General features: G+C 57.3%; 10 protein-coding genes. 4 read left to right on the forward strand and 6 right to left on the reverse strand.

Annotated features, from left to right (window positions below; translation table 11 throughout):
• Nucleotides 1–18: 18 nt before the first annotated feature.
• Nucleotides 19–1455 (reverse strand): MDR family MFS transporter, encoded by a 1437-nt coding sequence (locus FTW19_RS15700; RefSeq protein WP_222705465.1) that lies wholly within the window; start codon nt 1453–1455, stop codon nt 19–21.
• Between the two features lie 195 nt (nt 1456–1650).
• Here FTW19_RS15700 and yiaK point away from each other — a divergent pair, with 195 nt between their 5' ends.
• From yiaK to FTW19_RS15720, 4 genes are all read left to right on the forward strand, one after another.
• Nucleotides 1651–2649: a 3-dehydro-L-gulonate 2-dehydrogenase gene (gene yiaK, locus FTW19_RS15705; protein ID WP_147648504.1), complete on the forward strand. Its 999-nt coding sequence runs from the start codon at nt 1651–1653 to the stop codon at nt 2647–2649.
• A 127-nt stretch (nt 2650–2776) separates the two neighbouring features.
• The gene (gene uvrB, locus FTW19_RS15710) at nt 2777–4765 is read left to right on the forward strand and encodes an excinuclease ABC subunit UvrB (RefSeq protein WP_147648505.1); all 1989 of its coding nucleotides are present in this window, start codon (nt 2777–2779) and stop codon (nt 4763–4765) included.
• Between the two features lie 241 nt (nt 4766–5006).
• Nucleotides 5007–6740 carry an aminodeoxychorismate synthase component I gene (pabB, locus tag FTW19_RS15715; RefSeq protein ID WP_187143004.1) on the forward strand — a complete coding sequence of 578 codons (1734 nt, stop codon included), beginning with the start codon at nt 5007–5009 and terminating at the stop codon, nt 6738–6740.
• A gap of 70 nt (nt 6741–6810) precedes the next feature.
• Nucleotides 6811–7554 (forward strand): glycosyltransferase, encoded by a 744-nt coding sequence (locus FTW19_RS15720; protein WP_147648507.1) that lies wholly within the window; start codon nt 6811–6813, stop codon nt 7552–7554.
• 78 nt (nt 7555–7632) lie between these two features.
• On the opposite strand, the gene FTW19_RS15725 is transcribed toward FTW19_RS15720, so the two are convergent.
• The 5 genes from FTW19_RS15725 to FTW19_RS15745 form a co-directional block, all read right to left on the reverse strand.
• The gene (locus FTW19_RS15725) at nt 7633–11013 is read right to left on the reverse strand and encodes a TonB-dependent receptor (protein ID WP_246153336.1); all 3381 of its coding nucleotides are present in this window, start codon (nt 11011–11013) and stop codon (nt 7633–7635) included.
• 87 nt (nt 11014–11100) lie between these two features.
• Entirely contained in the window at nt 11101–12456 is a 1356-nt protein-coding gene (gene hpnE, locus FTW19_RS15730; RefSeq protein WP_147648508.1) for a hydroxysqualene dehydroxylase HpnE, read from the reverse strand.
• Nucleotides 12453–13373 carry a phytoene/squalene synthase family protein gene (locus tag FTW19_RS15735; protein WP_246153337.1) on the reverse strand — a complete coding sequence of 307 codons (921 nt, stop codon included), beginning with the start codon at nt 13371–13373 and terminating at the stop codon, nt 12453–12455. The genes hpnE and FTW19_RS15735 overlap by 4 nt, the downstream gene beginning before the upstream one ends.
• Entirely contained in the window at nt 13370–14272 is a 903-nt protein-coding gene (hpnC, locus tag FTW19_RS15740; protein WP_147648509.1) for a squalene synthase HpnC, read from the reverse strand. Before hpnC ends, FTW19_RS15735 begins: the two co-directional genes overlap by 4 nt.
• Entirely contained in the window at nt 14266–15333 is a 1068-nt protein-coding gene (locus FTW19_RS15745; RefSeq protein WP_246153338.1) for an alcohol dehydrogenase catalytic domain-containing protein, read from the reverse strand. The genes hpnC and FTW19_RS15745 overlap by 7 nt, the downstream gene beginning before the upstream one ends.
• Nucleotides 15334–15454 lie beyond the last annotated feature (121 nt).

Genomic DNA, 15454 nt, shown 5'->3' on the forward strand with positions numbered 1-15454 from the left:
GGCCTGCATGAATTTCGTTCACGCTTCGACAGGCTCCTCATGTTCGACCAGATGCCCGCTAACCGCCGCTCCGGCGCTATGAGGCAATGTGCGGACATCCAGCAGGCTTATTAACCCCAGCGCTGCTACGACGTAGAAGGCCCACCGGAAATCGATAACCTGTGGAGTTCCGCCGTGGCGACCATGCAGGACCGCTGATCCGCGAAGCAGAAGCACACCGAAGGCGACTCCACCTCCAACGGTCATCTGCTGTACGGTACTGGCAAAGGCAGAACCGGTACTCATCTTCTCCTTCGGCAGGTCCGCATAGCCCATCGTCGTTAGGGACGTGAGCTGCATACTGCGACCAAGACCGCTCAGGAAGAGCACGATAAGCACCAGCCAGTGCGGTGTCCAGGGTTGGAGCAGACCGCACCACAGCAATGTTCCTGCGGTGAGCACGCCGTTCCAGAGCAACACCGTGCGGAAACCGAAGCGTCGGAGCAAGGGCGTCGTTACCGGCTTCATCGCCAGGTTTCCGGCAAAGACAGCCAGAGTCAGTGAACCGGACTGAAAGGCATTGAGACCGAAGCCAAGCTGGAACATCAGCGGCAGCAGGAACGGAGCCATGAAGATGGCGACGCGGAAGGCCGATCCTCCCCACATAACGGCGGAGAAGGTGCGGATTCGCAGAACCTCAAGATCGAAGAGAGGATTCGGGACGCGGCGAAGATGCCGGCGTGAAAGGACAACGCATGCCGCCGAGACCACAAAGAGGATACCCCCAAATCTCCAGTTCGCAGGCTCGCGCCCGATAAGCTCCATCGCATAGACGAGTGAGAAGCAAGTTCCTCCAACCAGCAGGAACCCGAGAAAGTCGAACACGGGAGGGCGTTCCTCGTGGGTGTTTTTGACGAGGACCCAGTTTGCGATCAGGCAGCCGATGCCAATCGGCACGTTCAGAAGGAAGATCCAGCGCCACGACCAGTGGTCGACGATAAAGCCGCCAAGTGGAGGTCCAAGAATCGGAGCAACCAGCGCGGGCCAGATCGTCCAAGCGATGGCCATCATGATCTGATCCTTCGGGGTGACACGAACTACCATCAGCCGCCCAACCGGAACCATCATGGCGCCGCCAATCCCCTGCAGGACACGCGCCAGGGTGAACTCCCAGAGATTCTGGCTGATGCCACAGAGCACCGATGCCAGCGTAAAAACAACGATCGCGGAACCAAAGACAGTGCGTGCGCCCCAGCGGTCCGCCACCCAGCCACTGATGGGAATAAAAACGGCCACCGCCAACAGATAGGCAGTCATGCCGACGTTCACATCGACAGCAGCGACATGGAACGCCTGACCGATCTTCGGCAGACCGGTGGCAATAATCGTGCCGTCCAGATTTTCCATGAATAATGCACCAGCCACAAGCAGCGCCACCATGAGTGAGCGCTGCGAGCCGGTCGAAAACTCTTCCATGCGTCTTATTCTCGCAGGACAGAGCTTTTTCCCTGAAGGTGTTGAATAAGCTTCCGCATCTATGGGTGTTTTCCGCAATGAAAACGCCGTTGCGCGCCAATTCCAGGCTACCCAGCAACAGGGAAAATGCTCTAGCGCTATGCGGATCACGGTGTCTCGGTATCGCCTTACCGGCCAGTTCGTTAAGCTGGTTCTATGCTGCGCATTCCGTATGACGAACTTGTCCGCACTCTCGTTCTGGCTCTTCGCAACCTCGGTTTTACGCCGGCGCGTGCCCAGGAGTGCGCCAATCTCTTTGCCGAAACTACCCGCGATGGCGTCTACACGCACGGAATCGCTCGCTTCCCTCGCTTTGCGAAGCTGATTGAGAATGGCGCTGTCCGTCCTGAGGCCTCTCCGACCCCGGTCTCCGGCTTCGGCGCACTGGAGCGCTGGGATGGCAACTACGGCCCGGGCAATCTGAATGCGTGGCACACAATGGGACGGGCGATTGCGCTGGCCCATCAGCATGGAATCGGATGTGTGACGATCGGTTACACCAATCACTGGATGCGCGCCGGAACCTATGGCCTGCAGGCCGCCGAGAGTGGCATGATCGGCATCTGCTTCACGAACACCATGCCGAACATGGCCCCCTGGGGAGGCAACAAATCTGTGCTCGGAAACAATCCGCTGGTGATTGCAGTTCCCCGTGCGAATGGGGCTCACTTCCTCATCGACTTCGCCATGTCACAGTTCTCCTATGGCGCTCTAGACGGCTACGCGGCGCGCGGCGAACGGCTTCCCGTTCCCGGCGGCTTCGACAAGGACGGCAACCTCACCAGCGATCCTAAGGCGATCCTCGAATCGCACCACCCTCTTCCCATCGGCTACTGGAAGGGGTCAGCCTTTTCGATGATGCTGGACGTGGTCGCAGCGACGCTCTCCTTTGGACAGGCCACGCACCAGGTATCCCCCGATCCGCTGCGTGAGTCTGGTGTCTCCCAGGTCTTTCTGGCAATCAATCCCGCAGCACTTGGGCCGGTGTCCACCATAGGCGACGAGATCATCGCTTCGTTGCATACCGAGCCAAAGGCTAAAGTTCGCTATCCCGGCGAGCGGCTGCCGGCTACCCGGGCCGAAAACATGGAGAAAGGCATTCCGGTTGACGAGGACATCTGGGAGGAAACCCGTAAACTCGCCGGCCTCGCTTAGGACCAATGGAAGTCGCCTTTTTGATTTGTCATCTCGGAGTGACCGCAGGGAGCGGAGAAATCTGCTTCTCTACTGTGACTTTCGATCGTCGCATATTCGCTTTTCTTTCTCCTGCTATTCTTAGTGGATGGACTTTCAGCTCTCCACCACCTACAAGCCACAGGGAGACCAGCCGCGCGCCATCACCGAGCTCATGACCGGTCTGCACGACGGTGAAAAGCACCAGGTGTTGCTCGGTGTGACGGGGTCGGGTAAGACCTTCACCATGGCGAAGGTCATCGAGCAGTCTGACCGTCCCGCGCTTGTGCTCGCGCACAACAAGACATTGGCCGCGCAGCTTTATCACGAGTTCAAACAGTTCTTCCCGAATAACGCGGTGGAATACTTCGTCAGCTACTACGACTATTACCAGCCTGAGGCCTACATTCCTTCGGGCGACCTGTACATCGAAAAAGAAGCCACCATCAATGAGGAGCTCGATAAGCTGCGGCTCTCAGCGACACGCTCTCTCTTTGAGCGCCGCGACTGCATTATCGTCTCGTCCGTGAGCTGTATCTACGGTCTGGGCTCGCCGGAAGCGTACTACGGCATGCTGCTACTGCTTGAAAAAGGTCAGCAGATCCGCCGCGAAGATATCACCAGGCGATTGGTTGAGATCCTGTACGAGCGCAACGAGCACGACTTCCGCCGCGGTACCTTCCGTGTCCGCGGAGACGTCATTGAGGTCTATCCAACCTACGACGAAAACGCCTACCGGATTGAGCTCTTCGGCGATGAGGTTGAATCTCTATCACAGATCGATCCTCTCTTCGGCACAGTCAAGCAGCGCTATTCTCGGCTACCGATCTATCCGAAGTCGCACTACGTAGTGCAGCCGGAGAAGAAGAAGTCGGCCATGGACTCCATCCTCGAAGAGCTCGCCGAGTGGGAGGCGCAGCTTGAAAAAGAGGGCCGCATGGTAGAAGCGCAGCGCATCCACCAGCGCACCCGCTTCGATCTGGAGATGATCAAGTCCGTCGGCTACTGCCACGGCATTGAGAACTACTCGCGCCACTTTTCCGGACGTCTTCCGGGTGAGCCTCCGCCGACGCTTTTGGACTACTTCCCGAAGGACTTCCTGATCTTCATCGACGAGTCGCATGTCACGGTGCCGCAGTTGCACGGCATGTGGCACGGCGACCGTTCCCGGAAACAGAATCTGGTGGACTACGGTTTCCGCCTGCCGTCGGCACGCGACAACCGGCCGCTACGCTTCGAGGAGTTTGAATCGCGCACCGGGCAGATCATCTATGTGTCGGCGACTCCCGGACCATACGAACTGACAAAGGCAGAAGGCGTGGTTGTCGAACAGATCATCCGTCCCACCGGCCTCATCGATCCTGAAGTCGAGATTCGGCCGGTCAAAGGACAGATCGACGACCTGCTGGGTGAGATTCGCGATCGGGCAGCAAGAAACCAGCGTGTCCTGGTCACAACCCTGACGAAACGTATGGCCGAAGATCTCGCCGGGTACTACACCGAAGTCGGTGTCCGTTGCCGCTATATGCATTCGGAGATCGAGACGCTGGAACGGGTAAAGCTGTTGCGCGATCTGCGCAAAGGCGAGTACGACGTGCTGATCGGCATCAACCTTCTGCGCGAAGGTCTGGATCTGCCTGAGGTCTCCCTGGTGGCCATTCTGGACGCCGATAAGGAAGGATTTCTGCGTTCTCAGGGTTCTCTCATCCAGACTATTGGACGTGCGGCACGTCACCTGGAAGGCCGGGCAATCCTGTATGCCGACAAAATGACGGACTCCATGCAGCGAGCGATCGACGAGACCAGCCGCCGCCGTGAAGCACAGATGGCTTACAACAAGGAACACGGCATCACACCGAGAACTGTCGTTCGCGCGATCGATGATTCGCTGGCGGTCGTGCTGGAAGCTGATTATGCGGACCTGACGGCAGAGGCGGAAGGAATGCCGGAGTTCGGGACGCAGCAGGAACTGGACAGCTATATCGCGAAGCTCGAAACCGAGATGCGCGAGGCAGCCAAACAGTTCGAGTTTGAGAAGGCAGCAAAGCTGCGCGATACGATCAAGGAGCTTCGGACGAAGGAGTTTCTGTTCAGCTAGATGTATCGACAAATTCGAAAGCAGTAGACTCTCGTTGCCCCATTCTTCGCAGTTTTATCGCGAAGGGTGGGGTATCGCGCTTCGCGCGACCTCTTTCTGGAGCTCTAACGTTAATTTCAGAAAAGATTGATACGAGGGCTCAGGAAAATAAAGGCCGGGCCCATGTCCCCGAGGGACACGGGGCATCCAGTGCCTGCTAAGGCTGAATATCATGCGGCTACAGCTTTATTCTGAAGTGAACGTGTTCCCTCGTATCCAGGTCGGTACCGTTGCACTCATTAATGCTCTTCCGGGAGCACCCAGTTATCTATTCCATAATCCCCTCGAGACCCTCACGGCCTCTACGGTGAAGGAATTGGAAGACCTGTTGCAGCGGATCGATAGCGCCACGGCGGAAGGCCTGTATGCTGCCGGCTTTATCGCTTACGAAGCCGGCTATGCTCTCGAGCCATCATTACGGCGACTTCTGCATACGGAGCAGCCATTGGCATGGTTTGGCATCTACAACGATCGGGAGAGCTTCAGCTACCAACCAGAGCCGTCGCAGATCGCGATCGAAGATCCCGACATCACCATGTCGGCATCGACCTTTGCAGACAAGGTCTCGCGCATCAAGCAGCACATCGAGCACGGTGACACCTATCAGCTCAATCTGACGACGAAGCTTCAGTGGAACTACACTGCTCCTCCGGAAGCATTTCTCCATCACATCCTTGCCGTACAGCCGGTTGAGTTTGGCGCCCTACTGAATCCTGGTTCGAGACAAGTCCTCTCGGCTTCGCCGGAGTTGTTTTTCCGCCGTGAAGGAAGCCGCATCACGACGCGCCCGATGAAAGGCACCGTGCAGCGCGGCCGCAATCTTGAAGAAGATCGCGAGAAGATGGCCTGGCTGGCGAATGACGAAAAGAACCGCGCGGAAAATCTGATGATCGTTGACCTGTTGCGCAACGATCTCGGACGTATCTGCGCCACCGGCTCTGTTCATGTCGACAAGCTCTTCGAAGTCGAACGTTACTCGACACTGCACCAGATGACCTCAACCATCCATGGCGAACTGCGCCCCGGAGTCAGCTATGCCGAGATCTTCCGGGCGCTCTTCCCTTCCGGTTCAATCGTCGGCGCTCCGAAGATCAAGACTATGGAACTGATTCACACTCTGGAAGAAGGGCCGCGTGGCGCCTATACAGGGTGCATCGGTTTTATCTCACCCGACGGCGAAGCATGTTTTTCTGTTGCAATCCGCACCATCACGCTGGAAGGCGATCACGCGGAGATGGGGATTGGCGCGGGAATCACGTATGACTCCGACGCCACGGCAGAATACGAAGAGACGCGGCTCAAGGGAGCCTTCCTGCAGCAGGATGCACAACCCTTCCAGTTGATCGAGACCATGCTGTGGGATGGCAACCATCTTCACTTGCTCGAGGAACACCTTGCTCGTCTGCTGCAATCAGCCGCCTACTTCGACTTTGCCTGCGATACCGATGTGCTGAGGCATGCTCTCCAACAAAAGGTCCAGGTTCTTTCAGGCACACATCGCGTCAGGCTGCTCTGTGATCGAGGAGGCGTCTTCACTATTGAATCTGCTCCGATTCAGCTTGAAGATCTACCGCTGCGGGTAATACTCTCCAAAATCCGGACGCGCTCGGGAGATCTCTTTCTTCAGCACAAGACCACCCGTCGCAAGCTCTACGACGAGCAACTTCGTCTCGCGCGCGAGCGGGGCTTCGATGAGGTTCTTTTTCTCAACGAAGATGGCAACATTAGCGAAGGAGCGATCACGAACTTCTTTGTCGAACGCGATGGAAAGCTGTTTACGCCTCCGTTGACAGACGGAGTACTGCCAGGTGTGCTGCGCGCCCATCTCCATCCTGAGGAACGCTCCCTGAAGCTGGAAGACCTGTCACCAATGGATCGTCTGTACCTCGGGAATTCTGTCCGCGGGATGCTTCCCATCGGGTACCTGGAGCGGTAACCCTGCACTGTTTACAGGGTTTTCATGAAAGCTTCACCTGCCCGCATTGCAATGCACTACATGCTTGAGCATGGACGTCGTGTGCTCGCCATCCGAACTGACCATCGTAATCCCTGCCAAGAATGAGGCCGCCTACCTGCCGCGCCTGCTGGATTCCTTGTCCAGGCAGGATTTACCGGCAATGCGCTCCGTACCGATCTTTGTTGCGGACGCGGGCTCGACGGATGGAACCGTCGAATTGGCCATGAAATTTGCCGACCGGCTCAATGTGGCGGTCATTCCCGGAGGACTTCCCTCTGTCGGTCGAAACGCCGGCGCACGGGTGGCCTCGACGCCCTATCTTCTCTTCCTTGACGCCGATATCGAGCTGGACGATGACACGCTGATCCGTCGCGCCGTCCGTCTGCTGCGCCGCAGAAGACTTCATTGCCTGACGACCTCGATCCGCTGCATGAGCCGCAATCCGTTCGACCACGCGCTCTACCTGGCAAATAACCTGATGCAGCGCATCGGCTCGTTCACCAAGCCATTCGGGACGGGGATGTTCCTGCTGTTCGATGCCGCCGCGTTCAATCGCCTGGGAGGCTTCGATGAATCGGCACTCTTTGCCGAGGATTATCACCTCACCCGGCAGATCTCTCCACGGCGGTTCGGCATTCTGCGCGGCCATATCCTCACATCGAACCGGCGCTTCCTACGCACTGGCCGGCTGCGCATGGTCTTCCTCTTCTTCCGCACCATGCTGAACACCTGGAACGACTCCTACTTCGCAAACGACCATCGCTACTGGGAGACGCCGAGCGAAGCTGAGTAGCAGTAGGGAATCTACAAACTTAGGACTAAAGAAGAAGGGCGGCCATCGGGCCGCCCTTCCTGTTGGATTGGGATTTGGTTAGAAGATTAGCTTTGCAGCGAGCTGAAGCTGACGTGCCGGATACGCCGCAGTAATCTGACCGAAGGTAGAGTTGCTCCAGTTGGTATCGGGCGTCTGGTAGTTGGCGTGGTTGAAGAGGTTGAAGGCTTCCGCACGGAAGTCGAACGAGCTGCCTTCACGCCACAGAGCAAATGCCTTGTGCATACCGAGGTCCAACTGGTAGAAGGAAGGACCTCGAACGCCGTTGCGCGTACTGTTACCGAACGGATTCGGATTTGAGGCAGATGCAGGATTGCTGAATGCGGTGGACGTCAGATAATTGAAGGCTCCACCCGAAACCTTCGTCTTGTTCGAAAGGACAGGGTTGACACCCGCAACCTTATTCGGGCGGTAGTTGACAAGACCACTGACGGTATAGCTCGAGTTGACGCTATAGATGACGTTCATCGGCAAACCGGAAGTCATCGTGTTGATCGCAGTCGCCTGCCATCCACCTAATGCACTCTTGGTCCATCCGCCTTTCTTGAAGAAAGGAAGGTCGTACACGACGCTGGTCGTATTGTTGAGCGGTTGATCGTAGCTCGATGGACCATAGTCACCACGTGAGTTGGCGTAGTTAACACGGGAAGTATCGTTGCTCGATGTTTCCAGGTGACCTGACGCCAAATCGAAGCCACGGCTCCAGGTAAACGAATTCAGCAGGTAGAGACCAGAACCGTAACGCTTCTCAAACTTCAACTGTAGTGCGTTATAGTTCGTGGTTCCACCGCCATAGGCGACTTCAATGGTATTGAAGTTTGAAACCGGGCGGCGGGCCTGCAGGCTCGGAACAGTTCCGGCAGCTTCCGCAGCCGTTACCTGACGGGCCTGATTATAGTCAGCCAGCAGCATGATGTGAACGCCGTGGTTGCCGACATACGACAGATCGATCAGCATATCTTTGCCGAACTGGCGCTGAATACCAGCGTGATAGCTCTCAACATAGCCAGTCTTGTTGTTCTTGGGGATATAACGAGACTGAACCTTGATCGGATCGAATGCCGCCGGCAGAACCAGGCTGGTAGAGTACCCCATCTGGGTTGGACGGAAGCACTTGGTCTGATCCTGTGTATCGTTCTGGCAGAGGTTCGCGCCATAGGTTGGAGCCGCGCTGGTGCCACCGATCGGAGTCTGATCGATGCTGGCGTTGACGATGTACGGTCCGTTGTATACAAGCAGGTTTTCGCCGCCTGCGCGATTGAACTGCGTATAGCTGATACCGAAGCCACCACGAATTACCGTCTTCTCATCAGCGCTATAGCTGAGTCCGAGACGAGGTCCGAGATTAGTCTTCGGCGTGTTGACCAGACCGCGATTGTAGATCGACCCCGAAGAAGCCTGGATCAGGCTGTTGGAGGACGGATCAAAGTTTGCGAGGTGGTTATCCTTCTCATACTGCGGCGTCACCAGCTCATAACGGAGACCGGCATTGACAGTCAGCTTCGAGGTGACTTTCACGTCGTCCTGCACGTACATGAAGTTCATCTTCTGACGCAGACCGACGATGCGGAAGTTGTTCAACTGATAGTTGTTGCGAGCGCCAAAGATGAAGTCGGCCAAGTTGTGCAGATTCGAACTGGTAACGGTCTTGCCCGTCGTATCCGTCGCACCTGCTGCACTGAACTTGCCATTGTAGGTGTCCTGTCCGTAGCTCGGGTTGAAGTCATTAATATCGGTTGCGATCGACTGGAACTCGTAGCCGAACTTCAAGCTGTGAAGTCCGCGCAGCCACGTGTAGTTGACCTTCGGGTTGACGACGAACGGGTTTTGGAACTGCGGGTTGCTGGTCTGGGCACCGAGTTGAGTGAAACCCGTAATGACCTGACCATTCAACGGGCGAACAACCTGAGGATCAGTCGGGACTCCGTTGGTGATGCCAGCTTCAGCAAGCAGGCTGCTCTCACCGACGCCGATCGGAGACTTGCCACCTTCGTTCCAACCGATGCCGACGCGGGCATCCAGAATCTGCTTTGCGGTGACCGTGTAGGTTACACCAGCGGCAACCTGACGGTTGAAAAGGTGAACGTTTCCATTAGAGTTGCCACCAGCGCGGCCAGTGATTGCCGGAGGATCAAAAATCGAGCCCCGGTGCTCACTGTAGCGCGCGAAGAGAACCGTCTTTGCGGTGGGAATATAGTCGAGACGAATATCACCCTTGTCATCCTGGATGAATCCACGAGGAAGAGTGGCCATATTGTTGGAGGGAAGGCTTCCGACAGAAGCTGCCGCAACGGTGGGAAGCGCAGCAAAAACCTTGGATGCAAGCGGACTAAAAGCCGAGGTTGGAATGACGCCGTTGGTATATTTCGTACCATTCAACGGATTCACCAGGCCCACGCCGATTTGACCTGCACGCTGCTCCATCGTGGGAACGGTTGCAGTGGTGTAGATCTTGGAAACCTGGCGCATGCCTTCGTAGTCACCGAAGAAGAAGAACTTGTCCTTCAGAATCGGTCCACCGAAAGTGCCGCCAAACTGGTTACGTATCAGAACCGGCTTCACATTGCCTGCGGGTCTGAAAGGTCCGATCGCATTCAGATTCGTATTGCGGTTGTACTCCCAGGCGCGGCCATGGAAGCTGTTCGTGCCACGGCGAACACTGGCATTGATCACGGCACCCGAAGCGCGTCCGTACTCAGCGGAGTAGTTGTTCGTTTCTACACGGAACTCACCGACAGCGTCCGGTGAAGGAGGAATGTTTTCATTTGCGAAGCCCTGGTTGGAGGTGCCGTAGGAGTTGTTGTCGAGACCGTCGAGCAGGAAGTTATTGAAGGCACTACGCTGGCCGTTAACGTTATAGCTGGCCTCGCGGCCGCTGGTGCTCTGGTTTTCGAGAAGGGACTTACGAACGCCAGGAACCAGAAGAGCCAGGTCGGCGTAGCTGCGGCCATTCAGAGGAAGATTTTCGATTTCATGTTCCGCGATCACCTGGCCACGCGAACTGGTTTCGGTTTCGAGCAGGGTGGCAGCCGCTGATACGTTGACGGTTTCCGAGGTTGAACCGGTTTTGAGGCTGACGTCGATACGTTGGCGGGCGTTAACTGTGACTCGGAAGCCATCAGTCTGTGTGCGATCGAAGCCTGTAGCTTCGGCAGCGATCTGATAACTGCCTACGGGAACACTGACAAACTCGTATCTGCCATCGCTGTCAGTTTTCGTGGTTTGAACAACTCCAGTAGCCTGATTGGTGAGCGTTACCGCACTTCCGGCGACTGCGGCTCCGGTGCCATCATGGACGTAGCCGAGTACAGATGCGTTTTCAAATTGCGCCCAACCAACAACTGGACTGAGCATCACGAGGCCAACAACGAGAAGCAGGTAGAAGCACATCAACCGCGCGGATTGAATCCGTCTGCGCATGGGAAAACACTCCTTTTTGTGTTTCTATTAGCGTCACCGTTTACGGTTTCAGTCCGGTTGCTGGCATATGAACGCCACGTGAAAACGCTAAAAGTTCCCAAGAATCCACGGCATAATTCCGTCGGCTGGAAGGTCGGGCTCAAGGTTTACACGCTCCGTAATCGATGACGCAGCCAACAACCCGCTGCGGACAGCGCCCTCCATCGTAGAGGGCCAACCTGTCTTCGTCCAGTCCCCTGCAAGAAAAATTCCTGGGCGGCCGCTCTCCCCCTGGGCAGGGCGATAGCGGTCCAGCCCGGGCAGCACCGAGAAGGTGGCCCGAGCCTCTTTCAGCACCCCGGTCTTGAGCAACCGGGCCGTTTTTGCCTTCGGGAAAAACAGGGCTAACTCATTGATTGCGCTCTGGATAATCTCATCCCGCTCCTGCTTGAGCTGGCGGTGCGAAGCGCTGATCACCAATTCTGTGTAGCTGCCACGCGAGGCGTCATATCCCCGGATCCGGGACTTATGGAAGATCCATTCGATCGTGGTATCGAGCAGGACAGCGTGGTCCAGGTCCGTGATCTCGTTCTCCCACCAGAGATGGACCGTCGTAATGGGCGCATGAACGAAGTGCGTAATCGTTGACGTAAGCTCCGGAAGCAACTTGACCGCCTGTTCGAAGGGGAGTGCAACGATCACCTGTCTGGCCTGAAAGACACCGGCCGTGGTTTGCAACGTGAAGCCGGTCGCGGAATCCCCGGAGATGTTCTCAACGCTCGCGCGAAGTACGAATTCGGCCCCCTGCTCCTCCGCCGCCCGTGCTACCTCGCCATAGAAGTCGCTCAGCGGCATCATGGGAATACCGAGTCGGCCGGCAGTGGAAGCCTTCAGAAAGGACTCATGGAAGACCTGTCCGGCATACTTCAGCGAACAGTTCTCGAAACGGTCGTTCAGCGCACCGATGATGACCGGGGCCCAGAAGTGCTTAATAGCCCGCTCCGTCTGCCCCGTACGCTTCAGCCAGCTCGCAAAGCTCTCCGTATCGTCCGTTGGATACCCTCGTAAGAACTGGAGCAGTCCCCGCACGATGGCCGCCTTATCGGCAAAGCCGAGCATTGGCGCCTTCAGAAAGCTCAGGCTGTTGTGCCCGGGCGCGGGCAGACCGCTGGGACCAATGCGGCTGGCTCGCCCGCCTGGCTCCAGGAAGGTCAGGTCGTCATACCAGCGGATTTTGTCTGCCAGGCCTGCCGCCTTGCAGAGAGCGACAAGGTTCGTACAGCAACCGAGCATGACATGCTGACAGTCAATGACCTCGTTCAGAGCGGGATGCTCGTAGGAGTACGCCCGGCCACCGATGTAAGGACGGCGCTCCAGCACCTGCACGGCAATTCCCTGCTTTGCGAGCGCGTGCGCAGCCGTCAGGCCGGCGAGTCCTCCACCGACAATGATGACGTCTTTCATCGCGCAGCCACCCGGTTCCACAGGGTCATCACCATCCCCTGACCCAGCACCCGAAGCTTCGTTGCCGTAGGCACGGAGACACGCTCGGAGAAGACGTCGAACTCCATGCTCTCGATACGTTCCAGCAACATGCGATAGATCTTTGCCAGCACCCACATCGCCGCCCTGCTGTCACGATCAAGCATCGGGATCAGATGGTCCGAAGCGAGATACATCGCCTTTGCCTTGGCCGCAAGACTCTGCAGCACAGGACGCAGACGCTGTGGATCGTCCTGAACAACGTCGGCAGGTGCGAGTCCCGCTGCCTGCAGCTCATCCAGAGGAAGATAGATGCGGCCACGCTCGCCATCTTCTTTCACATCGCGCAAGATATTCGTGACCTGGAAGGCCAGGCCGGTCTCTTCCGCAAGTTTCTCAGCCTCCGCCCCGCGATACCCAAAGATGCGGATGCATACCAGCCCGACAACGCTGGCGACGAGGTAGCAGTAGTCGTACAACGCTTCGATCGACTCGTAAACCTCGTACGGCTCGCCGTCGATCTCAAGAATACGTACGCCAGGCTTAGTCTCCTGAATGTCCAGAGTAGTGCCCTGCACCAGCTTCTCCAGCAGATGGTCGGGAATCTGAAAGCGGCGCTGGGCATCATTCAAAGCAACAAAGATCGCATCGTCCGTCGGTGCGCCGGCACGGGCATGACGCCAGTCATCAAGCCAGTGAGCCATCTGCTGTCGGCGCTCCGGAATGCTCAGGCTCTCATCGTCCGCCAGGTCGTCTGCCTTGCGCATGAACGCATACACCGCGCACATGGCGTTGGACTTGTGCGGCGGTAGCGCGACGAAGGAATAGTAGAAGTTCTTAGCCTCACGCTTTGCGATGGCCCGGCACTGCGTATAGGCCTGCTCTACAGAGATACTCACGCGACCATCTTCTCCACAAATGCGCGGCCCAACAGCTTTACTTTGGCTGCCTTGGTCACCACCGGGCGCCGTGTGAGCGTGTCATATCCCTGAGCCTCAATTGCATTCAGGATGCTCTCTCCACCGCGGCGGAAAAGTCGCAAGGTCACGGCAAGTTGCTTCTCCACACCACGCTCGAGGGCTGCTCCCTCGTTAAACATCGCGCGTGTCTCAGCGACAAGGCCACGCATCATCTCGCGGAACTGCGGTGTGATGAGGCGGGCTGCAATCTGCTCTTCCGTCACGCCGAAACGCGCCATCCAGTCCTGCGGCAGGTAGACACGTCCACGATCCCAGTCTTCGCCGACATCCTGCCAGAAGTTCGCCAACTGCAGTGCAGTACAGATCTTGTCCGAGAGCAGATTCAGAGATTCGTCGTGATAACCGCAGGTATGCAGGATCATGCGGCCGACGGGGTTGGCGGAGTACACCGAGTACTCCTCCAGTTCAGCGATCGAGGCATGTCGTGTCTTGGTCTGATCTGCCTTAAAGGCCGCCAGAAGATCCAGGAATGGCTGCATGGGAATCTTCCGCTCGCGTATGGTCTCGGTCAGCGCAACAAAGATGGGGTGCTTCGTCCGCTCGGGAGCCTCGTAGCATTCGCGCAGCAGTACGCCCCACTCTTCGAGCAGACGCATGCCGATCTCCGGCGTGGCAACCTCATCGCCAAGATCGTCCGAGGCGCGGCAATAGGAGTACAGCGCCTCGAAGTCAGTCTTGAACTCCTTGGGCAGGAACCACGTCACGACGTGAAAGTTCTCATAGTGGCTGGTCGCCAGGTTATGGCACCACGCACGTGCTTCTTCCACCGTTGGGCGCGCTGCGGGCATGACGTACTGGGCTGGAGCGCCTTCTAACATGACACTCCTTCTGGAAAGACGGCCGTCTTGATGTCTTTCACTCCCTCAGCAGAACGCACCATCATCTTGCGGAAGATCTCCGGAACGTCCGCCAGACCGGCGCGGCCCGTAATGTATTCGCCACACTTGAAACGTCCACTCTTGATCAGTTCGAAGGCAGTCCGCGACGTGGCCGGAGTGTGATGGAAACTCGCCTTCAGCGTGATGTCGCCATAGTGCAGGCGGTTCGTGTCGAGCTGTACCTTTGTTCCGCTGGGAGGACCACCAAAGAAGTTGACGGTGCCGCCCTTGCGAACCATATCGACGGCCCACTCCCAGGCCATCGGCGTCGCTACCGCTTCAATGGCTATATCCACGCCACGGTTTCCCGGTGTCAGCTTGCGGACCTCTGCGATGGCGTCGACCCCGTCAGCAATCTGGACAACGTGCCGCGCTCCGAAGACCTTCGCGGTTTCGATCTGATCGTCGCGTTTGACGACGGCGATCACTTCAACGCCGGCAATGTCCGCCGCATGCATAAACATCAGACCAATGGGACCGGCGCCGATCACCACCATGGAGTCGCCCAGCTTTGCATGTGACTCTTCCAGCCCGCGGATCACACAGGCCAGAGGCTCAGTCAACGCGGCGTACTCAAACGGCACATTCTCCGGAACCGGAAGCGTATTCTTCGCAACGATGCGAGCCGGAATGCGGATGTACTCCGCATAGGCTCCGTTGTTGAAGAGGAGGTCCTCGCAGAGGTTCTGCTGCCCCTTCATGCACCAGTAACACTGGTCGCACGGAGCCGAGTTCAAAGCCACGACCCGGTCGCCGATCTTGAACTTCGCGCCCTCTCCAGCCTCCACTACGGTTCCGGCAAGCTCGTGCCCGAACGGGATAGGCGGCTTCAGCATCATGGCATGGTAGCCACGACGATAGACCTTAAGGTCCGTACCGCAGGTTAAGGCAGCTCCAACACGAACAACAATCTCTTCCGGGCCAGCCTTGGGGCGGTCTACCGTTTCGAGACGCAAATCTTCCTTGCCGTACAGCACGGCGGCCTGCATGGTGTCAGCCATCTCCTTATTTTCTCATCCTGCACCCAAGGGTGTGTCACTCTATGCACAATCCCTTAAGCCAAATCACATCGACCTGCATCTAAACGACAGCAGCAGTACGAGATAATTCCAGCAAGAGCAT

This window comes from Terriglobus albidus, assembly GCF_008000815.1.
Classification (GTDB): domain Bacteria; phylum Acidobacteriota; class Terriglobia; order Terriglobales; family Acidobacteriaceae; genus Terriglobus; species Terriglobus albidus_A.